The following is a 25,340-nucleotide window of genomic DNA, read 5'->3' as shown; positions in this document are numbered from 1 at the left end:
TTAACATAAAACATAAAACCTATGATACAAGCCAAAGGATATGCAGCTCAAACCGCTGAAACAGATTTAGCCCCCTGGGATTTTGAACGCAGGGAGGTTGGACCACATGATGTTCAACTGGAAATATTATTCTGTGGTGTTTGCCACTCAGACCTTCACCAAATAAAAAACGACTGGTTCCCGGGGATCTTCCCGATGGTGCCCGGCCACGAAATTGTAGGTAAAGTAATTCAGGTAGGCGATCATGTAAAGAAATTTAAAGCAGATGACCTTGCAGGCGTTGGTTGCCTGGTAGATTCATGCAGAACCTGTGATAACTGCAAAGATGGATTGGAGCAATACTGTTTAAATGGTAATGTACAAACCTACAATGGCAAGGGTAAAGATGGTGTGCCAACTTACGGGGGCTATTCAAACACTATTGTGGTTCATGAGGATTTTGTATTGCACATTTCTGATAAGCTACCACTTGCTGCTACAGCGCCATTGCTTTGCGCGGGCATTACCACTTACTCACCGCTGCGCTACTGGAAAGTAGGTAAAGGGCATAAGCTGGCCGTGTTAGGCCTGGGTGGCCTGGGCCACATGGGCGTAAAATTTGGCGTGGCCTTTGGGGCCGATGTTACTGTTTTAAGTACATCACCATCAAAAGAAGAAGCAGCCAAAGCTTTAGGGGCACATCACTTTGTGGTAACATCAGATCCTGCACAGTTAGAAGCTGTTAAAGGTTCGTTTGATTTTATTCTGGATACGGTTTCTGCCGAGCACGATATGAATCTTTACCTGTCGTTATTAAAAACAAATGGCACTCACATTTGCGTTGGTGTACCTTCAGAGGCTTATGCCATTCATCCATTTTCCCTTTTAGCAGGTCGTAAAAGTGTTTCAGGATCAGGAATTGGCGGTCTGCCCGAAACTCAGGAAATGCTTGATTATTGCGCAGAACACAATATCGTTTCTGATATCGAGATGATTGACATGAAAGATATTACCGCGGCTTATGATCGTATGCTCAAAGGCGACGTTCGTTACCGTTTTGTTATTGATATGGCAACGCTGTAACTTAAAAAGTCACCTTGTAAAAAGAGCGCCTGCTTGTAAGCAGGCGCTCTTTTTTGTTTCGTCTGTTTAAAGGTATTACTTATCCAACCCACCACTACGTGTTGCCTTAACCTGAACGGGCCATTTTATCCCTTCGGTTTTAGTGTTCACCGTTTTTGCTGGGTCTTCACTGGCCATGTACGCCATAATAGCCGCCAGCATGGCGTTATTGCGCAAGTCGTCAAAAATAACTTTATCATACGTGTCGCGGTTGGTATGCCAGGTGTATGCTCCGTATGACCAGTTAAGCGAGCTTAATGAAAATCCGGGAGCGCCAACTGCTACAAACGAGGCAAAGTCAGACCCGCCACCACCTGGCTGACCCGGAAAATTGGTCTTTATCCGGTTCTTAATCGTATCTGGTACTGCTGCCAGCCACCTGCTCAGGTAATCCTTCGCTTCGGCAAAGCCTTGTCCCGACAGGTTAACCACCCGTCCGGTACCGTTATCCTGGTTAAACAGGGCTTGTAAGTTTTGAACTATTTCGGGGTGATCTTCCACAAAAGCGCGCGAACCATTCAAACCCTCCTCTTCACTACCCCAATGACCTACCAGTATGGTACGTTTAGGGTGGGGATAGAATTTTTTTAGCAATCGCATAGCCTCCATCATGGTCAGGGTGCCCGTACCATTATCGGTAGCGCCGGTGCCGCCATCCCAGGAGTCGAAATGTGCGGAAAGCATTACATATTCTTCCGGTTTCTCGGTACCTTTTATTTCGGCAATGGTATTAAAGGTTGGCACCACACCCAATTCTTTTGATTCGGTGTGCATACTGATCTTCGGTTTCCCGCCTGATTCACTTAGGCGGTAAAGCATCCCGTAATCTTCCAAAGCAATATCAACCGTAGGCACTATTTTGGTATTAGCGCCAAATATTTTATCAACCCCAAAACCCGCCGACCAGTTATTAGTCAGGATGCCTGCTGCACCGGCTTTTTCAAGCGCTACAGGAAGTGTTTTAGTGGTATAGCCGGTTTTGCTGATACGTTTGCGCCAGGCATCGGTCATGGCGGTACGTTCGGTCTTCATTTTGTCAAATGATTCTTTGGTGGCAAACTCCTGCCAGTTATAGTCGGGCCTGCCCGTGGGCTGGCACATGGAGATCATCACAAATTTGCCTTTAACATTTGGCAGCCATTGCTGAAAAGCAACCGAGTCGGCAAGGTCAGGCAGTATGATCACTTCGGCGGTAACCGTTTTTTTACCCATACCCGGGCTCCAGGCCAGTTGTGTACCTTCCAGTGATTTTACACGGGGAGAAACCATATCAATGTGCGATATCCCCCGTTCCCAGCCACGCCATTCGCCCCATTTTTCGTTATGGGCGGGTATATCCCAGCTTTTGTATTTAGCCACGGCCCAATCATTGGCCTGTTTCATTTGCGGCGTGCCTACTAAACGCGGTCCAACGCCATCAAAAAGTTCATGCGCCAGTTTTTCCAGTTGCGAATTGGCGGCTTCCTCTTTCATGATGGCGTCAATAACAGGGTTGCTGGACTGCGCGGCGGCAATGCTGCTGCAAAGTACCATACCCAAAGCAAGCGGCTTTACTTTATGCCAGATATTATGGTAAATATTTTTCATAAACCTAATTTATAAAAAACAAGCAAACTCCATAACACTTATGATTTGGGTAACAGGTTTAATACATTCTTTAAAGAATGCCCTGCGTATCGTGGGGCATTTCTCATGAGCATGTAGGCGGAATATTTTATTTCAAGTCCCAGTGGGGTCTCCTGAAAGTTCCCCTACGGAATTATGAATGATTTGCAAGCTGGCTCAGGGTCCCTTTTAGGAGACCCTGAGCGAACGTAATTTATTCCATCTTGATAAATGAAACATAATTTAAAAATTCCGTGACCTCAAGATCTCACGAAAAGTTACTTTTTTATTTTCCCAAGAATAGCCTGACGTATAACTTCAGATTTATCATTATTTTCTTTCAATAAAGAGATTATATAATTCAAATAAGCATTGTTTTTATTACTCAAATCACACAAAGTTGCTACATTTGAATTTGGGATTAATCCTTTATTATTGAATATTCGGAGTATTTCCTCGTAATTTTCTGTATTAGCAAGTTGTGTAAACTCTGCAAGCAAATCATCAAATATTTTTTTGAAATTTTGGTTATCCCAAAAATCAGTTAAAGCCTTATCCAGCCCTGTAAAATCATTAATTCCTTTATGAGATGTAGCATTTTTAAAAATTCTTTCAATTCTTGAAATTGTATGAGCAATAGCTTGTTGAATAATCTCTGACCTGAAGAAACGAATAACATCTGATTTTACCTGATTAAAAACGTCTTCTGGGTTTTTCCTCATACAAGCTGCGACTGTTTTAACTATATTTTCTAACAGTAAAAAATTTTCTATCTCTGCTACCTCGGCAACCCAAATATTAGGATCTTTTATGCGGCTAATTTCGTTGTCTGTACGTCTATCTCTATCAATTAAACCAAATGATTGAATATGATGAAATGCATTTTGATCATTGAATGATTTTGTAGTATCTATCACTTTAGAACATGCTCCAAGAGGTTTAATGTTCATATCAGGAAATACTGCTGGTAATAGTTTATAATCAATACTACTCAATTCACCTTCAATAAAAAGTACGGGTTGCCTACTTCCTAATATATCAAGATATAATTGTTCAGGAAGAGGTGTATTGTCTGGTAGAATTTCATAATCCCAAACATTGTTATTGTAACTCTTCATCCATATTTTGTCCGAGTTTTGGCGTGATGAAGCAAAATCAATATCATGCGTAAGATAAATGAAAGTACAATCTGGTCTTTCCAATTCAATTTCATCCCATAGATGTTTAGTTACTGCTTTATGAATATGCATTTCAGGCTCGTCTATAATCACTAAAGCATTTTGTGGGACCGAGACTACTTCACCAATTAAATAAAATATTACTCTTTCACCATCACTCATTTCAGAGGCATTGTAGCTTTGATTGGGAGAACCTGTAGGATATGTTTCAATTTTCCCAGCTCTTTTAATAAGCTTTCTATGAGGTAATATTAATTCCCAAATTCTTTTTATCCTATCAAGTTTTGTTAAAGGATTAGTAATACTTTGCCCTGGGTGATATTGCTCCTTAAACTTAATGGAGTCCTCATATTCCTCCGTATGTAATAAAACCATAAGTTTTTCATAGTCATTTAATAAATGACTATTGGGTTTACTATTCCAACGATAAATATTCTTATTTTTTTTATTTTTTTTATCTCCATAAAAAAAATCTGATGTTGCATTTTCAAGAGAAGTTGTACCTACTTGCTCAGGCATTGTTAAAGATTTCTGTGCTGATATTCTATGTGTACTATCAAGAAATCTTAGTTCTATATCTGACCCAAACCGTGATTTTCCTGACCCGTTTGCTCCTATTACTACTAAACTTTTAGTATCTATAATTATCGATTGTGTAGCATTTAATTTAGATGGTAATTGAATATTCATATTATTGTGTAAGGTTAGGTAATAATACAATTTGTAATCATATATCCATAATTATAAGATTTTTATAAAAAAATGCCCTACAGTATAGCAGGGCATTTTTTTTATAAGTACATAGGGAAAATACTATTCCCCCAACTTTTCAATGATCTTATCAGTTGTACCCACCTCACCCAAACGCGGAAAAATGAATTTTAAACTATGGGCATGCGCTTCAGGGAACAGATCGGTCATGGCATCGCTGGCAAAGGCAATGTTATAACCATACTCATTAGCCGACCGCGCCGTGCCTTCCACACCAATACTGGTTGAAACACCTGCCAGTATAATACCGGTAATACCCTTATGCTGCAATTCGGTATGCAGCTTGGTATTGTAAAAAGCGTTCCAGGTTTCCTTAGTGATTAGGATATCCTCTTCTGCTGCTTTTATTTCAGGAATAATATTCAACGCGTTATCCGGCAAAGGGCCATTGACTGATCTGTTGGTGTCTTTGCGCGTTTTTGATGCGGCAGAACCTACCGGGTTAACATTAACGATTACCACGGGTAATTTAGCTTTACGAAATGCGGCCAATAATTTGGCCGAGTTTCTAATTACAGGATCGATCAATTGCTCCGCAGCCATTTTTACAACCATATTTTGCAGATCAATTAATACAAGGGCGGTATTTTTATCTAACGAAGTTATCATGATTTTTAATTTTTATTAAGCGAGTGTATTGATGGGCTGTTGTTCTAAAGTTTGCACGGTGGCCTTTTTTAATTTGCTTTTCTGCAGGAAACGGAAATGTAGTATGCCTATTAACAGCGCTACCATCCCTTCGGCCATCACGGTATCTGGTGTTCCTATCCATTGCGAAACCGATCCTACCAGCAAACCGCCAAGTGGCTGCATCCCGAAGAAAGCCATCGCGTAAAAGCTGATCACCCTACCGCGCATGGCGGGTGCAACAGTGGTTTGGATCAGGGTGTTACTGATGGTGATCTGCGCCATCATACCGAAACCAGTTATAGCGGCAAATAATAGGGCCAAAGGATAGTTATTCATGTGCGAAAAAATGACCAACCCACCCCCAAAGATCAGGGTACTGATGGCCAGGATCTTTTTCAGGTTATGGCCAGGTTTTAATGAGGCCAGGAAAATGGCACCCGAAAACGCGCCCAACCCTATCACACTATCAATAACCCCAAAGGTTGATGCCGTACCTTTAAAAATATCCTTGGCATACACGGGTATCAGCGTACTGAAGGGTAAAACCATGAGACTGATCCCAGCCAGCATGACCAGTACAAATTTGATAGATGGGGTATTTTTGATATAGTCGAACCCCTCCTTTAGTTCAAAGAAGATATTCTTATCATGTTTTGCAGATGCTAATTTTGGCAACCTCATCATCAGTAATGAACCTATTACCGCTATAAAACTTAGGGCATTCATACCAAAGCATACCGTATCGCCAAATTTTTCCAATACTAAACCGGCAACACCCGGCCCTATCAACCGCGATAAATTTACCATGGACGAATTAAGCGCGAGGGCATTGGGCAGATCGGCCTTGTTCACCATTTCGTACACCAGTGATTGCCGGGCAGGCACATCAAACGCGTTGATGACACCCAGAACCACACTAAGCGCTATAATTTCCCAAACCACATAATGCCCCCAAAATACCAGCGCGGTAAGCAATAAGGCCTGTATCATAGAGGCGGCTTGTGTGGCCAGCAGCAAACGGAAGCGATTATACCTGTCAGATACTACCCCGCCCAAAAACGACAATAAGAACGATGGGAACAAGCTGGCAAAAAGTGTAACCCCCAGCATAAACTGCGAGTGTGTTAGCGAGTAAACCACCCAGCTTACAGCGGTTTTCTGCATCCAGGTACCCACTAATGATATGGATTGCCCGGTAAAATAAAGCCGGTAATTGCGGCTTTTAAAAGCATTAAATGTATTTATATTCATTACTCATCTTCCCCTCCTTTTTTGGGGATCAATCAAAATCAACTAATTTGGTTAAAGGCCCCATTGCCTTTTTAAGCAGTGCCTTTTCCTCTACTGTGCAGGTGGCTTCCAGTGCCTTGTTAAGCCATTCATCGCGCTCATTACGTACCTGGTACAACATGGTGCGCCCCAGATCAGACAGGGTGATGATGGCCTTGCGCTTATCTGTTTCAGATATGCGCCGTTTGATAAGCCCCATCTCCTGTAGCTTGCTCAATATCTGCGACATGCTCTGAGTCGTGATCTTTTCCATAGCAGCCAGTTCATTAGGCAACAATTCGCCGTGCTGATCCAAAAGGGCGATGGTTGACCGCTCGGTAAGCGACAATTGCGCGGCCGTAGACGACTGTTTGCGCAGTTTTTTAATTAGGCGCGTTACTACGGTACGTAGTTCAGATGCCAGCAGGGTATCTTTTTGCTCTGTCATAATTAATTAAGCAAACTTGTAAGTTTACCTTACAAATATAGGCATAGTATTATCCGTTTAAAGTCATAAAGAAAAAGATGCGGGGTATGGATTAATGGTACCCGCCAGTGTATATTTAGGTTAAACAAATAATTTGACCGGGGAAATGCAACCTTTTTTATTTTCAGTGCGTCTTCCTCACAGCTAACCTTTTTCAACATGCACCAACCCCACAAAATCCTCATCCTGATTACCTTACTGCTTGCTTTTTATGTACATGGTTTTGCACAAAGCGGTTTTTCTAATTCGCCAGACAGCGCCCGGTTTGTAACCAGCGACATCGATAAATTTTGGAAAGCTTATGATGATTTTAAAAAAGACACCACCGTAAACACCTTTGGCCCCGAATATATTGCTATTGGAAGCGAGGGAGTGGCCGGTTTTACGCCCAACCGCATACAAAGCGCAGAGCACCTGTACCAGGTGGTAAAAAAGCGACAAGGTGATTATGCGAAAGTGCGGGCCAGCACCCAGCGGATAAAAGAAAAGGAAAAACAATCCCGGAGCACGTTTTACGCCTTAAAATACCTGTACCCGGCAGCGAAGTTTCCGCCTGTTTATTTTGTTATCGGTGCCTATAACTCAGGCGGAACATCTGGTAAACAAGGCCTATTTATTGGCGCCGAAATGCAAACTAACATTGATGGCATACCGGGTATTGTAGCTCATGAGCTGATACATTTTCAGCAAACCTGGCCCAGCGACGACCCAACCCTGCTGCAACAAAGCATACTGGAGGGCAGCGCCGATTTTATAGGCGAAATGATATCCGGAGCCCACGGTAACGAAGCCCCCAACAACTATGGCAACACGCACACCGACAAGCTTTGCCAGGAGTTTGTTTCAAAAATGAACGGCACCGATTATAACGACTGGCTTTACGGGACCTCTAAAAAAGACGACCGCCCCAATGACCTGGGTTATTGGATAGGTTATCAGATCATCGCTCACTATTACGCCAAAGCGACTGATAAAAAACAGGCTATACATGATATCCTGAACATTAAGGATTATACGGATTTTTTGAAAAAAAGTGGCTACCTGAATAAATATCTGAAATAGCCGGTTCGCACGGAAATAGCTTTTAATGGCCAACCACAGGAAAGTTTTGGCCAAAGCTTTTTTAAATTTAACCGTTGACTAAAGTCAAACGGCAATGAATAAAAACCCAGCCCGAAATAGTATCAAAATTCATTGCCGTCCCATTTATGGGGCGGTAATTACAAAATTGAAAAGTGGCTTTAGCCCAATAAACTTTAAAAGCGATTGACACAGTCTCTGCCGCCACCAGTTCTAAAGAATCAAAAGAAAGCTTAGGGCCAGTGCGATTCCTTCCCTTGGGAAGGGGGAGGAAGGGGTTTGGTGTCCATGCAAGTTTGTATCGCCTGTAGAAACCCCTCCCTGCCACCGCGCTATCCACCTCACCCTCCCAAGGGAGGGAATATATGCCGGGATTACCTTGGTCATCAAAAATTACTTCGACATTAAATAACTATCGACCCAAAACCTCACCTTTGTAAGGAGTGAACATGGAACCCAAACACGACATATTAACGCTGGATGATATCAAGATACTGGTAGATACTTTTTATACCAGGGTAGCTGACGATGCCCTGCTGGCTCCTGTTTTTATGGAACGCCTGGGCGACCACTGGACAGCCCACCTTGAAAAAATGTATACCTTTTGGCAAACCGTTTTGCTGGAAGAGTATACTTATAACGGCGCTCCTTTTCCGCCCCATGCCAGGCTCCCGGTTGATGCCGCGCACTTTGACACCTGGCTCAGCTTATTCAATGCCACCATTGACAGCCTGTTTACCGGTGAAAAAGCTGATGAAGCCAAATGGCGCGCGGGTAAAATGGCTCAGCTGTTTCAACTGAAGATAGCACACTTTAAAAATAATCCGCACAATATATTGTAATGCTAATGCCTGGGCATAAAGGCAATTTTGTAAGTTTGCACCGTGCCACCCCCAGTTAAAAAAACTCCTGTTAAAGCCCAAGCGCCTGCAAAAACAAAAGCGCCCGTGAAAAGAAAACCTACTCCTAAAAAGAAAAAGAAAGAGGCTGGATCCGTTTATTGGAAAATAGCCATTGCGGGCCTGCTCCTTATATTACTTTCCCCTTTTTACTATGGTTACGTTTTACGGAGCTTTAGCGCTACCTGGCGATGGATAATGGATATTGGCCAGGATCAAAACTACCGTACCTATAAAAGCTTTAACGTGCGCATCCCCTCGGGTTATACCGTTCATGGTATTGATGTATCATCGTACCAGGGCAAAATAAACTGGCAAAAGGTTAAAGCCATGAACGATGATGGCGTGCATATCTCCTTCGCTTTTATAAAAGCTACTGAGGGTGTTTTAAGTATGGATCCCTATTTTCAACGTAACTGGCGCGAGGCTCCCAAGGCCGGCATTATTTGCGGGGCATATCATTTTTTTCTGCCTCAAAAAAGTGGTTTATGGCAGGCCCGGTTCTTTTTGCAAACCGTAAAAGTTGAAAAAGGCGACCTGCCCATGGTGGTGGATGTGGAACAGCTGTATAAAACATCGCCTGCAAAAATGCGCGAGCAGCTACTGTCTTTTGTTAATCATATAGAAAACAAGACGGGTGTAAAACCTATTATTTATACCAACATCAGCTTTTATCAGGATTACTTGCAGGGATATTTTGATGACTATACTTTGTGGATAGCCCACTATTATCAGCCAGTATTAAACGTAAGCAGTAAAACCAACTGGCAGTTTTGGCAACACTCAGATAAGGCCCGTATAAACGGCATTAACCAAAAGGTTGATTTTAATATTTTTAAAGGTGATAGTACCGCTTTTCGGAAATTGCTGATACCGTAATTTTCAATAAACTATCTTACTGAACGGGATACCCACGGTTAAACCTACGGCAGTTTTATTACCCGGGAGCTGGGTTTTATTGATAGAATTGCTCATGTCTGAAAACAATAGCTGGCATTCAAAATTGATAACAGGCCCCCCTTTCTTATCAATTAAAACAATGGGTACCCCCAATATGGAGTTAAGCGCGTGGTAGCTGCCAAAGTTTTTCTCGATCCGAAAGCTTACCCCTACATGCGAATTACCGGGGATGTATACTAATTTACCCGACACTACCGGGGTAAAAAAGTTCTTGTAATTGCCTATAAAACGATTGCCCTGATTCAAAGCAATTGTACCAATTCCATCGTTGGCTGCCTGCCCGTTTACATCGGCATAATAAAGGGCTCCGCTTTGTACCGAATTATTAATAAAGCCTTTGGCGTTTAAAGTAAAAAAAACTCTTCCAAACCCGGGTTTTTCATAAAACCGGGTATGGGTTAAAAAAACCTCGAACGGATAGTTATGCCGTTTAGTAACATCTGCATTAAGATCGGTACTTATTTGAAACCTTTGAGGTATTACCGGTACATAAACGCCAAATGTAGTCCAGTTGTCGGTTATTAGTTTAAAATCATTGCTTTGTACCAGCAGGTCTGATTGTGCTTCCGAAAACTTTTGCAGGTAGTCCAGCCTTAAAGCAGCATAAAAATCGTGTCGTAGTGTATTCTTTGCCGTAGCCAAGTCCTGCCCGGGAATCTCCGTTTGTTTAATGGAATCTAATGCCCGCTCATAATCGGCAGCCTTCCTTTCTATTTCTGTCTCAAGGCTATGCAAAAGCACGGCCCTTTGTGCATCCATTGATAATTTTTGGCCGCCACATCCATCAAACCTGGTTACCGGCTTTCCCATCCAGGTTTTTTGAAGCGTAAACCCTAACTGGTTATCAAAGTATTTGTTTGAAAACCGGGCGGCGTAGGTATTGGCTACATTAACCCTTGCCCCTATAACTATAAACCCCCGTACGTAGTCGTCAGAATCAACCGGTTGGTGAAAATTATGATTGATAGAAAGCCGGCCTTCGGCCGCGTTCAGGTTCACGTAATTTTTATACAGCGAAAGATCGGTACCATCAGAAAGATAGGAGCTTACCTTGTTGGATAGGAAAATGTTCATCGCCTTATTGGATATGAGCATACCCTGCCCGGTATTACAGGGCGTAGCGGTAACTTTATTATTCACCTCCTTTAATTGCGTGATGATTTGCGCGGGAGTTTGCGCTTGCGTTAATAAGGTAATAAAATTAAACACTATGAGGGTGAATAATTTTGCTCCCTTACCGGTCCGCTTAGTTTTTAAACAATCACTTTGTCTAACCCCCATTGTTGTATAATTGGATTGGTAAAAATCCTCATGCTATCCGCGTCGAGCAGTTTGTTACGGGCCGCTATCCATGAGTCAACAGCGGGACCATACATATTTGATAATCTTTCTGGCGATAGTTCATTCACCTTTCCCCAATGAAAGGTAAAAGGGATCTGTTCATCCTCCAGTTTTTTCCAAACCTTGGTATAATAACTATAGGTACGGTCAGAGAAAGCGCCGTCGAGCTCCATTACACAGGTATGTTCAAAACGGGTAAAGCCCAGCGTGGCCTTGGTTTGCTTCACAAACCTGAAAGAAAACAGGCCGGTAAAAGGCCCTATGGTTTCATTAATTTCCAGCATCAGATCGGCTACCCGGGTAACCTCAGCAAGCGGAATGCCTATTGCAGCGCTTAACAGCTTGCCGTGTAAGGTGGTGTTGCTGAAAATTTCGCCTAAAGTGCCAAACTGTTTATCATAGGGTGTAATACTTGCACCAAGTACTTTATTAACCATCAGCGGCACCAATGCGGGTATGGCCTCGGTTACCGCTCCAATAAAGGTAGGGGCGTCATCACCGGGACCAATCCCGTTTACGTTTTCGACAGGAGGCTGGTATCCGTCAACATAAGGGCGTTTATACATGGTGGTAACATACGCGCCGCCATCCATATCATAGGGGTTAAGATATACCGAAAGGTGGAACGGGCGCTCGTTACCGCAAGGTAAGTTGGCGTTGCTAAAATCAAGCGTGTTCATGATGGCTTTAAGAGAGTCGTCATAAGGCAACCGTTGCATATAGGTTTCCAGTAAAAACAGGTCTTCTGCCTCAATCATTACGCCGTGAATAATACCAAAGCTTCCAAAACCAATCAGCGCCGCGTTAAAGAGATCATCGTCCTGAATAAGTTCAGTTTGTAAACGATCAATAAAAGCCAGTGATACTACCGGTGCAGATTTTCTTTCGAGCCATACATGCCTGTTGGCCCCTACTATGAGATGAATACCCACAATAAAATCCTGTGTGGCGCCAAAATCAAAAGCGGCGCCATGGGTGCCCGTACTAAAAGCCCCTGCTATAGTTTGCCCGTTGCTGGCACCCGAAGTTTTTAGTGAAAGCCCCTTTTGCCTTAAGTGTTTGTTGAGCTCCCATACACCGTTGCCGCTCTGTGCAAAAACCAGGTGAGCCGGGTTACCCGCATAATCGGGCGAAACACTGTTAGCCGTAATATCAAATATGGTATTTAGCGGTTTGGTATCCAGCATTATACCCTTATTTACGGTCGCTATTTTCATCCATGACCACCCCGCACCCAATGCGCGCAATGGGGTATTGGTAGCTATTGCATTAGCTATAAGTCCCTGAATACCTTTTGTACTATCATTATATCCATCCAGGGCATCCAGATTATCCTCATTAGCTAATTCATACAGGTCATTAATATCTTCAACAAATACTTCATGCCGGTTTTCCCAGGTTTTATCTCCCGTTTTAATAACTTTCATCTGCTGCTGATTTTATAGTTTTCCTACTTTTTGACATGGTTTACCGCATTTCCACTCTACCCGGGTTGGGCTCCAGATGCCCAGGGTAACAACGGTAATAAGCGAATAGCCAAAATTATTTTTCACGGTTACCTCGGCCAGCCCATTAACACCCAGCGAGTCGCAAATTGGGGTATTTACCCTTTTAGGATTTTGAATTAGTCCCCAAAAAAAGGAATTAACGGTTTTGCCAGAAACCTCAGTACCGGCTTGCGCCTGCGTGGCCACGCGGGTGGTGTAGCAGCTGTTTAAAGTAAGTGTGATGGTCAGCGCCAGCAGAAATTTACGGCAATGGCCTTTAAGGGTTAGTTGTGGTGATATCATAGGGCTTATAATTAATAGAGTTATTAACCTGTGCTATGTAAATAAAGATACATAAATAACTGATTCTCAGTTTAGTAAAATCACTTTATTTTTATACGTAGTTTTACGCATTTTACACAGCGCGTTAAACCAGTGTTGATTTTTTGTATTGAATAGGTAGCTACAACTTATTGTGTTGGCAATTATTTGATTTGCTGTAACGGTTAGCACCAGCCAAACGTCTTTAAGATAAAAAAATGAGAACCTCTATATCGCGTTTCCTGATAGTACCTGTTGTTTTACTTCTTGCCGGGGTTTTACCTCAACATGCTCAGGCACAAACAACCCAAAAACATTTTGACCAGCAGTTGTACAACACTATTTTACACATGGACAGTGTTTGTTTTGACGCCTTTAACGCCCGCGATATGCAAAGGCTAAAAGCCGTATTTGCCGATAATGTAGAGTTTTACCATGACCTTGGGGGCCTTACCTACTATGATGAAACCATGAAGAACTTTGAAAAAATGTTTGTTCAAAATAAGGCTACCGGTTTAAAAAGAGCGCTTGTAAAGGGCAGCCTGGAAATTTACCAGATCAAAGATTTTGGTGCTATTGAAGTTGGCGTACATAAATTTACCCATGTTGAAAATGGTAAGGAAGTAGTTGGCCTTTTAAAATTTTTGCACGTATGGCAATACAAAAATAATGAGTGGAAAATTACGAGGGTGATTAGTTATGATCATTGATAAATAACATATAAAAGCCAGATAATTAACTCTTAAATCACAGATCAATTAATCGTTATTTTAAACCGCTCAATGCCAATGAAACTATCTTTTATTATCCTGTTTTTGCTTCTCATCGTTAATAAAAATGCTTATTGTCAAACATATAAGCCATTAATAGAACCTTATCCGAATATGGTTAAAGCTGATTCACGGCTGATCCTTAAAACGGGTTTTCTGGTTGTACCTGAGAATCGCGCGCAACCTAATGGGCGTAAAATAAAAATCCCTTTTTTCTTTGTGCGCAGACCAGATCAGGACCCTAAAAAAAACATTTCGCTGTACACTACAGGTGGGCCTGGTTACAGCACTACTGCCAATATTGATAGCATCAGTTATAACTCCGGCTTTTTAAGATACGGCGGTTTTATTGCTTTTGACCAACGGGGAACCAAAAGGGCGCAGCCCTGCCTGGATTGTATGGAAGTAAATGCAGCTATCAGAAAAAGCTATAAGGATAGAAAAAATAAAGACAGCCTGGTACTTGCAGCCGTAAGGCAATGCCACGATAAATTCACCAAACAGGGAATTGATCTATCGGCTTATAATACAATAGAAAGTACCGAGGATATTAATGATTTGAGGCTGGCTCTGCACGTTGATTCACTTAACCTGGTTGGAATATCATATAGTGGCGGGCTTATGCTGACTATGGCGCGAAACCATCCGGAGGGTGTTCGCAGGTTGATTTTGAATTCGCCTCTTCCTGGTTATGTAAATTATGAAGAACATGGTTTGTTAAATATCAATGAAGCCCTGGAGCAAGTATTTGATAATTGTAATGCAGACTCTGTAAACAAAATTATTTACGGAAATTTAAGATCAGGTTTTCATAAATACTTTACAGAATTTACTGGAAAAAAGTTTTTCATAAGATATCTTGAAAAAGGCAGCAAGGACAGCCTTAATATCGTTTATACTAAAAACGAACTACTTGATGCGATTATTAACCGATTAAATACCAGCCAGGTAAGCACAGTTCCTTTGGTGATCAGCAACATAATAAAAGGCAATCACCATAAATATGTAACCGAGGTGTTGGATGGGTATTTTTCTGGAGACAATAGTGTTTCACTCGGCATGAGATACTCCGTTTATTGCACCGAACAAATACAATATTCAGACCCTAAGCTGGAAAAGCAGCAGGATATTGTGTTGCCCTGGTTATCAGCATACCCATTTAATAATGTAAATCATTCCATATGCGCTTGTTGGCAAGTAAATCCGGAATCCAAAATAGCCAAGAACCCGGTGTATTCAACCGTTCCGGCGCTAATTACCTCGGGTGATATTGACCCCTGGTGCAGACCATTTTATAATAGACTTATTAAGCGTTATATGCCCAACAGCCAATTGTTAATTATTCATAACCGGGGGCACGCGCCTGGGTTTTCAGTAGATGGCATTGATTATGTAGATCTGTTTTTAAATAACCCGTTAAAAAAAATAGTTTCACAATCAAAAAACCTTATTGTAGAGTAACATTTGATTACACCATCAGTAAACATTTATACTGCCTATTTATAATTCCCGACATACATTTCAATCCTACAATTTGAGGAGGAGGTTGCGACAGTGGGGTATCAAAATCATTTACCCCAGTTAAAATTCCTACAAACAAAAAAAGCCTTCAAAGTTTGAAGGCTTTTTTTATAGGAAAATATGGTTTTAGTCGACCTTATTAACGCGGCCAGAGCCGGTATATCTTGTTTCGCCAATTGTGGCATTGCCTGCGTATGATACGCTTCCCGAACCTGTTATACGTGCAGATACTGTTTTATTTGCTCTGATATTAACACCGCCCGATCCGCTTATGGATGCTATTACTGTTTCGGCGGTCAGCCCTTTTCCATCTATCTCTCCGGAGCCTGATATCCTGACCTCAGCATCACCCGTACTTCCTTTCAGGTTTATACCTCCCGATCCGCTGATCCTCGTTTCCAATGAGCTTGATTTAAGAGCTGCCCTCACATTGCCCGATCCGCTTAGTATTACCTTAACATTATCGCCGGTTAAAACCCCATCCAGGTCCATATTGCCTGATCCGCTGTTTGCAAGGGCGTTAAGCGATTTCGCGGTGATATAAATATCGGCCCTTTTAATATTGCGGTGAAACGAAAAATGGTTTTTAAACCCTACCCGCAAGGAACCGTTCACTACCTCGGTTTTAACGTCGTTAACAACATCGTCATCAATATCAAGCCTTATGCTTTCTGTTCCGCTAATTTTAATATGAACATTAAATGGCCCGCCTGATTCAATACTGTTAAAGCCCGAAACTGTCCTGCTTTGTCCACCCTGGGCAAAGGTGTTGAAGGTCATCATCATTATAGCTGATGCCAGCAAAAAAAAGACTTTTCTTTTCATAATATGGTTGTTTTTTTAAAAGACGCTTTGTACGGACTAATAGTTGCAAACTGTTTTATATATTCTCATCGCTTAGTCTTAAATTAAAATTAAATCTAATAAATATATCTTTTAACAACCGTACAGATCATTCATTTTTAAGCAATTAAGCTGGCAACTAACCCAAGCTAAAAACATACAGCTACTGTTTGTTTGGAATCAGGCACGCCCATATAACCAAAACTATGGTTAAAAATGAAGCCACCGTACGGATATTATTAAGGCTGTTCCAGGGTCCTTCAAACTTTTGCCTTTGTTCGGCAATTTGCTGAAGGGTTAATGATTTTAGGTCAACCTTATCAAGCAAATTATTCATAGGTACATTGCCAAACATGGTTACACCAAAAACCCCGATGGCATACATTAAGGTAGCGGCCAGCAGCAAGTAAAAACGCGGGGACAATGAGCTATCAAAATTCATATAGGTGCATACAGGTAACCATAACATCGTCCCTAAAAAACTGGCAAAAAATACCGGGTTTAAAATAGCCCTGTTAATGGATTGCATAGCCGAAAGATAGGCGGCATCGGCTAAACGGCCTAAGCCAAGTGTAACAGAACAGGCGTAGGCGTAAAACAGCCCGCCGATTAAAGAGGTTGATACCGCGGTAATGAGTAATACAATGGTTTTGTTTGTCATGACTTTTTTGTTTTGTTATAGCAAAAATCGGTGGTCTGTAAATAGGAAGATAGAACAAAACCGACAGCATTATTCTAAAAAAAATGGGACAAGCGCTTTATAAAGCGCTTGTCCCATTAAACGAAAAGATGAAGAAGTTTCTCTGCTCAGGGAGTTTATTCGCTCCGCAAACTTTTTACCGGGTTTGACAAAGCCGCTCTGATAGATTGAAAGCTGATGGTGATAAATGCGATCAGGATGGCAACGCAACCGGCACTTCCCAATATCCACCATTGTATATTTGTACGGTAGGCAAAATCCTGCAGCCATTTATTCATAACCAGCCAGGCCAGTGGCGATGCGATCAAAATAGAGATCAATACCAGTTTGATAAAATCCATAGAAAGCATACTTACTATCGCGGTAACACTGGCTCCCAATACTTTGCGTATGCCTATTTCTTTATTACGCTGTTCAGCAGCATAAGCAGCCAGGCCAAATAGTCCTAAACAGGCAATTACAATGGCCAGCGTGCTGAATGATATAAATATTTGCCCTACACGCTGTTCTGACCGGTAGGTGGCATCAAAATCCTCATCCATAAAGGAGTAGGCAAAGTGCTGGTTAGGCGAAAAGCTTTTCCATTTATTTTCAATTTGCGACATTAGGGCTGTTATATCGGCTGTATGCACGCGTACACTAATGGCACCATTATCAGGTGCATACGATAAAACAACCGGCGCTATTTTATCACGCAGTGAAGAAAAATTAAAATCCTTCATCACCCCTATAATACGGAATGGCTGTATGCCGTAGCTATCGCGATAAACGGTTTTACTCAGCGGATCCTTAGCGCCTAACCTTTGAACAAAAGCTTCGTTAACAATTATCGCTGCCGTATCAGTTTTCATTTCCTTTGAAAAATTGCGGCCGGCCACCAGTTTTATACCTACAGTGCTGATATAATCTTCATCAACCGGCCAAAATTCGCTAAGCATATCTTTTTTAATATCGATGGTGCGGTCGGGGAATAAACCTGTAATATTCCTATCGTCCCCGGTTGGCAGGTATGATGTCATGGTTGCATTTACCACGCCTGGCAATTGCTTCAACTCCTGTTTCAAAACTTCGGCCTGATTGCCTAACGAGGTGGTATTTTTAATAACCAATACCTGGTTACGGTCAAACCCCAGGCTTTTATTTTGAATATAATTTAGCTGATTATAAATAACCAGCGTACCGATGATGAGGAAAATAGATATGGAAAACTGGAAAACTACCAGGAAACTGCGAAGAAAGCTACCTTTAAAACCTGTTGACAGTTTCCCCTTTAACACCTCAATAGGCTGAAATCCTGACAAATAAAACGCCGGGTATGATCCTGCAAGGAAACCAACTACCAAAATGATAACTAACAATGAAGGTAACAGCCAGGTAATGGATTGTGATGTAAAAACCAACTCTTTGCCTGCCATTTGATTAAACAAAGGCATAAATATCCAGGCCAGCAACACAGCTATAATGGTTGAAACCAATGTTACCAGTGTCGACTCTACCAAAAACTGGGCCACCAGTTCTTTACGGCCCGAACCCAATACTTTACGCACACCAACTTCGCGGGCACGGTTTGATGAGCGGGCGGTAGACAGGTTCATGAAATTAACACAGGCTATCAGCAATATAAACAAGGCAATAACCGAAAATATATATACATACTGGATGCTGCCGTTTTTACTCAGCTCGTATTGGCTGTTGGACCGCAGATGAATATCGAGCAATGGTTTTAAAACAATTCTTAAATAATTATCGCCCGAGCTCCAGGCAGAGGGAGAATAGGAATTTTTAATTTCTACTTTTCGGATCTGGGCTTCCAGGTTTTTTACGTTTGCTCCGGGTTTAAGCAATAAATAATTACGCATGCCGCCATAACCCCAACTATTAATATGGCTTTCGGGCAACGTTGAGAAGGATAAAAAGAAATCATAATTAAAATGCGACTGCGAAGGAACGTCTTTTATTACCCCCGTAATTTTATAGGTGCTGGTGTCATTAAAAGTTAAGGTTTGCCCTACCACATTTACATTATTAAAATATTTTTTGGCTGCACTTTCGGTAACCACTACGGAATGTGGCTCATTTAAGGAGGTGGATGGATTGCCATCAATCATTGGCAGTGTGAAAATATCAAACAGACCTGATTCAGCAAAAACGATTTTCTTTTCCTGGATGTTTTCGTTTCCCTTTTTAACGTGATACTTTTGAGCCGAAATAAAAAGAGATGACGTAGGCATTAATCTTGCAGATCTTTCAATTTCAGGAAAATCCTTTAAGGCGTTAAGCAACGGGGCCTCTGAACTGGCGTATGAATTTTCATGCCCGTTTAACTTTACTTCCTCCGTTATCCGGTATATCCTGTCGGCTTTGGTATTATAACGGTCATAGCTTAACTCATCAACCACATAAAATACAATGAGCAAACAAGTGGCCAGGCCAACAGAAAGGCCCAAAACATTTAATACCGTAAACCCTTTGTTTTTTAAAAGGGTACGGATGGCGGTTTTAAAGTAGTTCCTGATCATAAGGGTAATAATTTAAATACGGAGAGTCAGATTTAAATATCATGCCCTATTTATAACAAATTGATTATTAAACAATTAATAGACTATTATTATTTATAACCTGTATCAAAAGCGGACAACAATCGTTCGTTTTTGGTATAACCGGTTTTATGTAAAAAATCCTTCTTGTTTTACATAAACAGGCCAATAAAATCGTTTATACTACATTTGTTAAAAAAACAAAATCACTGCTGCTATGTTCCATATAGCACATAGTATAAGCTATGGTTTACAGTTCAATACCAAAAAAATTATGCTGCAAGACCTACCCATCCGCCCACCGGGAAACCAGGGCGATAAAAACGGGATAGACAGATCACAACCAAAAGTGGCTGATCAAAAATTTAAAGAATTGGTATGGACTTCGCCTGTCGCTATCTATACGTGTGACCAGGATGGCTTTATTACCTTTTTCAATCCTGCCGCCGTTACTTTATGGGGCCGCGAACCAGAAATTGGAAAAGACCTGTGGTGCGGCTCGTGGAAGATATATTATCCCGATGGCAGCCCAATGCCGCTGGATGGCTGCCCAATGGCCCTTACCTTGAAAGAAGGGAAATCATACGAAGGTGCAGAGATCGTAATTGAAAGACCTGATCATACCTTCCGGAGTTTGCTGGTGTTTCCGCGGCCAATTTTTAATGAACTTAATATCATTATAGGTGCACATAATACGCTGGTGGATATTACCGACCAGAAACAGGGGGAAGAAAAACAATCGATCCTATCGGCAATCGTAGAATCTTCGGATGATGCTATTATAAGCAAAAACCTGGATGGCATTATTCAGAGTTGGAATGCGGGAGCGCAAAAAATATTTGGCTATACCGAACAGGAAGTGATTGGCAAACATATCAGCATACTGATACCGTCATTCCTGCAAGCCGAGGAAGACGTTATTATCAGTAACATCAAAGCGGGTAAAAAGATTGATCATTTTCAAACTATAAGGTTGAATAAATCAGGCAGGGAGATCCCTATTTCCCTAACCGTTTCGCCGGTGAAAGATAGTCACGGCCGCATTATAGGCGCTTCCAAGATCGCCCGTGATATTTCAGAACGTTTGCAAACGGAACACACCATTAGGCAAAACGTACAGAATCTCAGAATATTGAACACCATCGGAAAAGTGATTTCCGAAAAACTGGATGTGCAGGCTATCTTAGACCAGGTAACCGATGCTACTACCAAAATTACGGATGCGGAGTTTGGCGCTTTCTTTTACAATACAATTGATGAGCGTGGGGAAGCTCATAGACTTTTTGCCTTATCTGGCGCTCCGCGCGAAGCCTTTGAAAAATTTGGCATGCCGGGCGATGCCGCCATTTTTGATTCAACCTTTAGCGGTGACCAGTTGGTAAGGGTTGACGATATCCGGAAAGATCCGCGTTATGGCCACAATGCACTTCATTATGGGATGCTCAAAGGGTATCTGCCGGTGGTTAGCTATCTGGCTGTTCCGGTTATCTCTTCTACCGGCACCGTCATCGGTGGTTTATTTTTCGGGCACCAGGAGCCCGGTGTTTTTACAATTGATCATGAAGTCCTGGTATCCAGTATCGCTTCGCAGGCAGCGGTTGCTTTAGATAACTCTAAGCTATTTGAGGAGGTTAAGGCCCTGAGTGCTAAAAAGGATGAATTTATTGCCCTGGCCAGTCATGAACTCAAAACGCCGTTAACCACTATCAAGGGTTATTTACAGGTGCTTGACCGGGCAGAAAGAGATCAAACGAGTAAATCATTTATCGGCAAAATGCTCAAACAGGTAGATAAACTGAATGCTTTGATTTCAGATCTGCTTGATGTATCCAAAGTAGAAGCAGGGAAATTAAAACTGGATTTGGAACTATTTGACTTGCGGGCACTGGTAGAGGAAGTGACCGAAACATTAAATTATACAAATAAAACACACCAGATCATTTTTCAGGGTGAAGGCGAAGCTGTGTGGATCAAAGCTGATAAGCAGCGAATGGAACAGGTAATGGTAAACTTGCTGACCAATGCCATTAAATATTCGCCCGATGCTAACCAGGTGCAGATAAGCCTTGAACAAGCTGCCGGCGAGGTGACCGTTACAGTCAAAGATCAGGGTATGGGGCTAACTACAGATCAGCAAAAACAAATTTTTACCCGCTTTTACCGTGCGGAAGGAAATGCCAATATCCCCGGCCTTGGCCTCGGACTTTACTTAACCAAAGAGATCATTGATCGCCATCACGGCAAAATTGGTGTTTACAGTGTGCCTGAAAAAGGATCAGAGTTTTATTTTTCTTTGCCTTTAAACTTAAATCATCCGGTTAATGAATAATTCTTGCTGTCACTTTAAATGGAATGGGTTATGAAAAAAATTATTTACCTGGTTGAAGATGATAACGATATCAATGATTTAATTAAATACCTGCTTTCTGACGTAGGGTATGCGGTATTGGCTTGTACTACAATGACGGCATTTAAGCAGGCCCTTGAAATAGCCCTTCCTGATCTGATCATCCTTGACATTATGCTGCCTGATGGCGATGGCGTGGAGATTTGCAGAGAACTTAAATCGATTGAAAATATGCAGAAGATACCGATATTCCTGATGTCGGCTCATGTCAATGGCAGCAGGATGGCTATAGAAGCATGTGCCGACGATTTCATCAGCAAGCCATTTGATATTAACGATTTTACAACAAGAGTTCAGCAAAAAATAGCTTCCTGAAACTATCGAAAAAACCTGGATTGCCCCTTGCCACACATATCATACAAAAAACGATGATAGATGAAAGCAACCAATAAATTAGAAAAAATAGCAATTTCGGGCATTACCGGAACCAGCTTTATGACCCTGTTCAGTTACCTGGTATCGTTAGCTGAAAAGGAAAATTTTAGTGAGCCCGAACATTTGGGCACCTTGATTCACCGGCTGCTGCCGGGCACAAAAAAACTGAACCAGGTACAAGGCTGGATGGCACATTATGCAGTGGGGATATTATTTGCCACGGTATATGTAGAACTTTGGCAACAGCGTAAAGTTAAACCAGGCCTGAAAGAGGCGCTGATACTGGGCGGAATGAGTGGTGCATTAGCAGTCATGGTTTGGAAACTAACTTTTAAAATGCACCCGGCACCACCCTGGATCAGGTATTCCAAATATTATATACAATTAGTGCCGGCCCACGTGGTGTTTGCCATATTTGCCACCCTAACCTACAGGCTGCTGCAAAACCAGCCAACAAAGTATAAGCACCTAAAAGTTTTATTATAATATATTCCGGGGCATAGGCTATAGTAAGTTTAAAGCATTGATTTACTTCAATTAATTGTAAATTAAAAAAATAAACCTAACTTTATTATACACAGCCAATTACCCCCAAATGGCAACCGAATCTAAAAAAAACATCACATCGTTAACCTGGGTTATTATTTCCGGTGCGGGTTTCGTGCTTTTTGTGATAGCGGCAGTGGTACTGATGATCTTCAGCAGCAGGTCCAGTAATCTAAGTCCGCAGGTTTACTTTTTTCTGTTGGTATTTGTAGCCCTGATCGCCGCGGGCTTTTTGTTCGGATCGTTGAAATCACATGCAAAATATAGCGGGCAGCTATACCATGGTACACTGGAACTTGGGGGACCAACCGTAATTTTTTGCTTAATTATCTATTTTGGTTTAAAGCTTTCCCCAACAGCTGATTCCATTGGTTTAAAATTCATTGTTTTTGGCGATGAAAGTAAAAATGAGCTGGTAAGCGGCGGATTACTCAAAGTTTTATTCAACAAACCCGACTCCGCAAGGATTGAAAATGGAGTGGCTACCTTTACCGACCTATCAAGTACTTTATCGGGCAAAAAAGTTTCTGTCATCCCGGCGGTAAGTGGTTATTACAGGCAATCGCAGGAGATAACTGTTCCTGCTGATGGGCGTACGCCTGTTGAATTGCACCTTAAAAAACTGGCAGATTCTTTAACCATCAGCGGTTTAGTAATAGATATACATGGGCAGCCCATTTCAAACGTACAAATTGTAATTGCCGATGGTTTGTATAAAACCAAAGCCGACGAGTTAGGCAATTTCCGCATTACCCTGCCCGTAAAAGATGGCGCGGAATTACCGGTAAGAATTTATAATAAAAACAAACTGCGCTATAATAATACCCAGGTTTTCTCTTCAAAAATACCCCTTACCTTTCAATTGCATTAGTTATGAAAGCAATCATCGGCATCATAAATTTTTGCATGGTTTGGCTATATGGCTATGGCCAAACTGTTCCTTTTAAAGGTCAGCTTATAAACAATAACGTAGTGGTTAAAAACTACACGGTAATTATTAACGGCAAACCCGCTACAACAGACGACTCCGGGGTATTTACAACCGCTATAGGCAATAGTATTACACAGGTTACTATTCAGCCATCAGATAAAAGCTACATTATCGCCTACCCCATAGCTGGCAGGGTGTTGGTACCCAAAGATCCGGCCTTATTAACCCAGATCATATTTGAAGGTTTTCAATCAAACGATAAAATTAAAAGTTACCTCACCACATTAAGCCAGTTAAAAGACGCGTCAAAAAAGGGACAGTCTGAAACAAAGACTTTGCAGGTGAAAATAGATTCGATAGCTGCCAATCTCAAAAAATTAGGTTATACCAATGATGATCTGCGAATAGCCCGTGAAAAACAAGACGGGATTGATCTGTTTTACCCCGAGATAAGCAGTACGTTACAAAACTATATTTTGCAGGCGTACAATGTAAAAAATGCTATTATATATATTTCAGACTATGCCTTTAGCAATGCAAATGCCGTTATTCAATTGGCACAGGTCACCAATGCCTATAATTTGGCATTTGAAAAATTAAATACAAATTACCCAACCTACTCCAAAAAAATAGCTGATTATTGGGCCGACCCATCTCTTCGTACCGAATTTGATGGCATTGCTGATACTTTAATTAACATTATCCACGCCAGGGATATTTTGCCGTTGAATGATCTGAAAACCCGGATCAATCAGTATTTTCTTTTAAAACCTTCAAAAAAGGACAAAGAAGCTATTCAAAAAGAAATTCAATCCAAAATCGCTGCGCTGGCCCCCTCTCTTACTGATGAACTAAACAACATGGAACTATGCATACAAAAATTTCAGAATCGTTTAAAAAATTAATATTTAACCTTAAAGATCATGAAAAAATTAAATCCGCTCCTGTGTATTATTCTACTAATAATTACAGCCCTTAGCTTCACAAATTGTGGTACTTCCGATGACCCTTCACTAACAGACATTTATTTACCTGATTTTTCTAAGAACTGGGTAAACAATGCTAATGCGGAAGATAAATTTTTCTTTTTGAACGCGCCCGTCGGCCAACCTACAGGTGACTTTACAGGCAATGAAGTTATCAGTGACGCACAGGTTGCAACTTTAGCTGGCACATTTGACCATTCAAAAGTAACCTTTGTATTAACATTTTTAGACAATAGCCCTTCCAAAACCTACACCGGGACTATGACCGGAACGACAAATCGGGTATTAACATTATCCTCCTCGGGCCAAAATCTTGTTTTAAAACAGCAATAGCTCCTTAATTATTGAGTCAAAGTTAAACAGTTATTGCACAACAGTTTACACATTTGCGTACAATTATAATTATGCGTTATACATTTCATTGCAAGCTATTGTTTCTTTCACAGTAGTTAAATACCTTCATTACCGAATTACACTTCTACTAACACCAGTTCTACATCTTTTTTACTTGATTTTACATATTTTCTTAAGCCATTCATAAACATTGGGATGGAGTTTGAGCGCACCGGGTTTAGCATATAATTAAATTTTAAAG

23 protein-coding genes are annotated in these 25,340 nt (G+C 41.5%); 12 read left to right on the top strand and 11 right to left on the bottom strand.

Features of this window, described 5'->3' with window-relative positions; translation table 11 throughout:
- The first annotated feature begins 21 nt into the window (after positions 1–21).
- Positions 22–1,062, top strand: coding sequence for an NAD(P)-dependent alcohol dehydrogenase (locus M2273_RS08525; RefSeq protein ID WP_429395379.1), 1,041 nt, complete (start codon positions 22–24; stop codon positions 1,060–1,062).
- A gap of 75 nt (positions 1,063–1,137) precedes the next feature.
- Here M2273_RS08525 and M2273_RS08520 read toward each other — a convergent pair whose 3' ends face one another.
- From M2273_RS08520 to M2273_RS08500, 5 genes are all read right to left on the bottom strand, one after another.
- A complete protein-coding gene (locus M2273_RS08520; RefSeq protein ID WP_429395377.1) occupies positions 1,138–2,688 on the bottom strand; it encodes a M20/M25/M40 family metallo-hydrolase in 1,551 nt (516 codons plus the stop codon).
- Between the two features lie 296 nt (positions 2,689–2,984).
- A complete protein-coding gene (locus M2273_RS08515) occupies positions 2,985–4,574 on the bottom strand; it encodes a DUF4435 domain-containing protein (protein WP_429395375.1) in 1,590 nt (529 codons plus the stop codon).
- Positions 4,575–4,697: 123 nt separating this feature from the next.
- Positions 4,698–5,264 carry an isochorismatase family protein gene (locus M2273_RS08510; protein WP_429395373.1) on the bottom strand — a complete coding sequence of 189 codons (567 nt, stop codon included), beginning with the start codon at positions 5,262–5,264 and terminating at the stop codon, positions 4,698–4,700.
- Positions 5,265–5,279: 15 nt separating this feature from the next.
- Complete coding sequence (locus M2273_RS08505) at positions 5,280–6,536, bottom strand: MFS transporter (RefSeq protein WP_429395370.1); 1,257 nt, start codon at positions 6,534–6,536, stop codon at positions 5,280–5,282.
- A 28-nt stretch (positions 6,537–6,564) separates the two neighbouring features.
- Positions 6,565–7,002 (bottom strand): MarR family winged helix-turn-helix transcriptional regulator, encoded by a 438-nt coding sequence (locus M2273_RS08500; protein WP_429395368.1) that lies wholly within the window; start codon positions 7,000–7,002, stop codon positions 6,565–6,567.
- A gap of 198 nt (positions 7,003–7,200) precedes the next feature.
- On the opposite strand from M2273_RS08500, the gene M2273_RS08495 reads away from it, so the two are divergent.
- The 3 genes from M2273_RS08495 (at position 7,201) to M2273_RS08485 (ending at position 9,899) form a co-directional block, all read left to right on the top strand.
- Positions 7,201–8,103 carry a DUF2268 domain-containing putative Zn-dependent protease gene (locus tag M2273_RS08495; RefSeq protein ID WP_429395367.1) on the top strand — a complete coding sequence of 301 codons (903 nt, stop codon included), beginning with the start codon at positions 7,201–7,203 and terminating at the stop codon, positions 8,101–8,103.
- Between the two features lie 467 nt (positions 8,104–8,570).
- Entirely contained in the window at positions 8,571–8,963 is a 393-nt protein-coding gene (locus tag M2273_RS08490) for a group III truncated hemoglobin (RefSeq protein WP_429395364.1), read from the top strand.
- A 105-nt stretch (positions 8,964–9,068) separates the two neighbouring features.
- On the top strand, positions 9,069–9,899 hold the full coding sequence (locus M2273_RS08485; RefSeq protein ID WP_429395362.1) for a glycoside hydrolase family 25 protein: 831 nt from the start codon (positions 9,069–9,071) through the stop codon (positions 9,897–9,899).
- A 3-nt stretch (positions 9,900–9,902) separates the two neighbouring features.
- Here M2273_RS08485 and M2273_RS08480 read toward each other — a convergent pair whose 3' ends face one another.
- The 3 genes from M2273_RS08480 to M2273_RS08470 are packed head-to-tail and all read right to left on the bottom strand — an operon-like array spanning position 9,903 to position 13,111.
- Positions 9,903–11,189, bottom strand: coding sequence for a hypothetical protein (locus M2273_RS08480; RefSeq protein ID WP_429395359.1), 1,287 nt, complete (start codon positions 11,187–11,189; stop codon positions 9,903–9,905).
- 44 nt (positions 11,190–11,233) lie between these two features.
- Positions 11,234–12,748 (bottom strand): FAD-binding protein, encoded by a 1,515-nt coding sequence (locus tag M2273_RS08475; protein ID WP_429395357.1) that lies wholly within the window; start codon positions 12,746–12,748, stop codon positions 11,234–11,236.
- 12 nt (positions 12,749–12,760) lie between these two features.
- The gene (locus M2273_RS08470; protein WP_429395354.1) at positions 12,761–13,111 is read right to left on the bottom strand and encodes a Bor/Iss family lipoprotein; all 351 of its coding nucleotides are present in this window, start codon (positions 13,109–13,111) and stop codon (positions 12,761–12,763) included.
- A 236-nt stretch (positions 13,112–13,347) separates the two neighbouring features.
- On the opposite strand from M2273_RS08470, the gene M2273_RS08465 reads away from it, so the two are divergent.
- Together M2273_RS08465 and M2273_RS08460 are read left to right on the top strand one after the other, a co-directional pair.
- Entirely contained in the window at positions 13,348–13,839 is a 492-nt protein-coding gene (locus M2273_RS08465) for a nuclear transport factor 2 family protein (RefSeq protein WP_429395351.1), read from the top strand.
- Positions 13,840–13,917: 78 nt separating this feature from the next.
- A complete protein-coding gene (locus M2273_RS08460) occupies positions 13,918–15,360 on the top strand; it encodes an alpha/beta fold hydrolase (protein ID WP_429395349.1) in 1,443 nt (480 codons plus the stop codon).
- Between the two features lie 186 nt (positions 15,361–15,546).
- Here M2273_RS08460 and M2273_RS08455 read toward each other — a convergent pair whose 3' ends face one another.
- The 3 genes from M2273_RS08455 to M2273_RS08445 form a co-directional block, all read right to left on the bottom strand.
- On the bottom strand, positions 15,547–16,245 hold the full coding sequence (locus tag M2273_RS08455) for a head GIN domain-containing protein (RefSeq protein ID WP_429395348.1): 699 nt from the start codon (positions 16,243–16,245) through the stop codon (positions 15,547–15,549).
- A 181-nt stretch (positions 16,246–16,426) separates the two neighbouring features.
- Positions 16,427–16,924 (bottom strand): DUF1772 domain-containing protein, encoded by a 498-nt coding sequence (locus tag M2273_RS08450; RefSeq protein WP_429395345.1) that lies wholly within the window; start codon positions 16,922–16,924, stop codon positions 16,427–16,429.
- Between the two features lie 155 nt (positions 16,925–17,079).
- Positions 17,080–19,482 (bottom strand): ABC transporter permease, encoded by a 2,403-nt coding sequence (locus M2273_RS08445; RefSeq protein WP_429395344.1) that lies wholly within the window; start codon positions 19,480–19,482, stop codon positions 17,080–17,082.
- A gap of 235 nt (positions 19,483–19,717) precedes the next feature.
- On the opposite strand from M2273_RS08445, the gene M2273_RS08440 reads away from it, so the two are divergent.
- The 6 genes from M2273_RS08440 to M2273_RS08415 all read left to right on the top strand — a co-directional run bounded on the left by M2273_RS08440 (position 19,718) and on the right by M2273_RS08415 (position 25,078).
- On the top strand, positions 19,718–21,829 hold the full coding sequence (locus M2273_RS08440) for a PAS domain S-box protein (RefSeq protein ID WP_429395342.1): 2,112 nt from the start codon (positions 19,718–19,720) through the stop codon (positions 21,827–21,829).
- A gap of 30 nt (positions 21,830–21,859) precedes the next feature.
- Positions 21,860–22,222 carry a response regulator transcription factor gene (locus M2273_RS08435; RefSeq protein WP_429395339.1) on the top strand — a complete coding sequence of 121 codons (363 nt, stop codon included), beginning with the start codon at positions 21,860–21,862 and terminating at the stop codon, positions 22,220–22,222.
- Between the two features lie 60 nt (positions 22,223–22,282).
- Complete coding sequence (locus M2273_RS08430) at positions 22,283–22,768, top strand: hypothetical protein (RefSeq protein WP_429395337.1); 486 nt, start codon at positions 22,283–22,285, stop codon at positions 22,766–22,768.
- A 109-nt stretch (positions 22,769–22,877) separates the two neighbouring features.
- The gene (locus tag M2273_RS08425) at positions 22,878–23,699 is read left to right on the top strand and encodes a carboxypeptidase-like regulatory domain-containing protein (protein ID WP_429395335.1); all 822 of its coding nucleotides are present in this window, start codon (positions 22,878–22,880) and stop codon (positions 23,697–23,699) included.
- Between the two features lie 2 nt (positions 23,700–23,701).
- The gene (locus M2273_RS08420) at positions 23,702–24,664 is read left to right on the top strand and encodes a hypothetical protein (protein ID WP_429395333.1); all 963 of its coding nucleotides are present in this window, start codon (positions 23,702–23,704) and stop codon (positions 24,662–24,664) included.
- Positions 24,665–24,682: 18 nt separating this feature from the next.
- Positions 24,683–25,078, top strand: coding sequence for a hypothetical protein (locus M2273_RS08415; protein ID WP_429395330.1), 396 nt, complete (start codon positions 24,683–24,685; stop codon positions 25,076–25,078).
- Positions 25,079–25,340 lie beyond the last annotated feature (262 nt).

The sequence above is a fragment of the Mucilaginibacter lappiensis genome (genome assembly GCF_050433765.1).
Lineage (GTDB): Bacteria > Bacteroidota > Bacteroidia > Sphingobacteriales > Sphingobacteriaceae > Mucilaginibacter > Mucilaginibacter lappiensis_A.
This window is presented reverse-complemented; position numbering and strand designations above follow the sequence as displayed.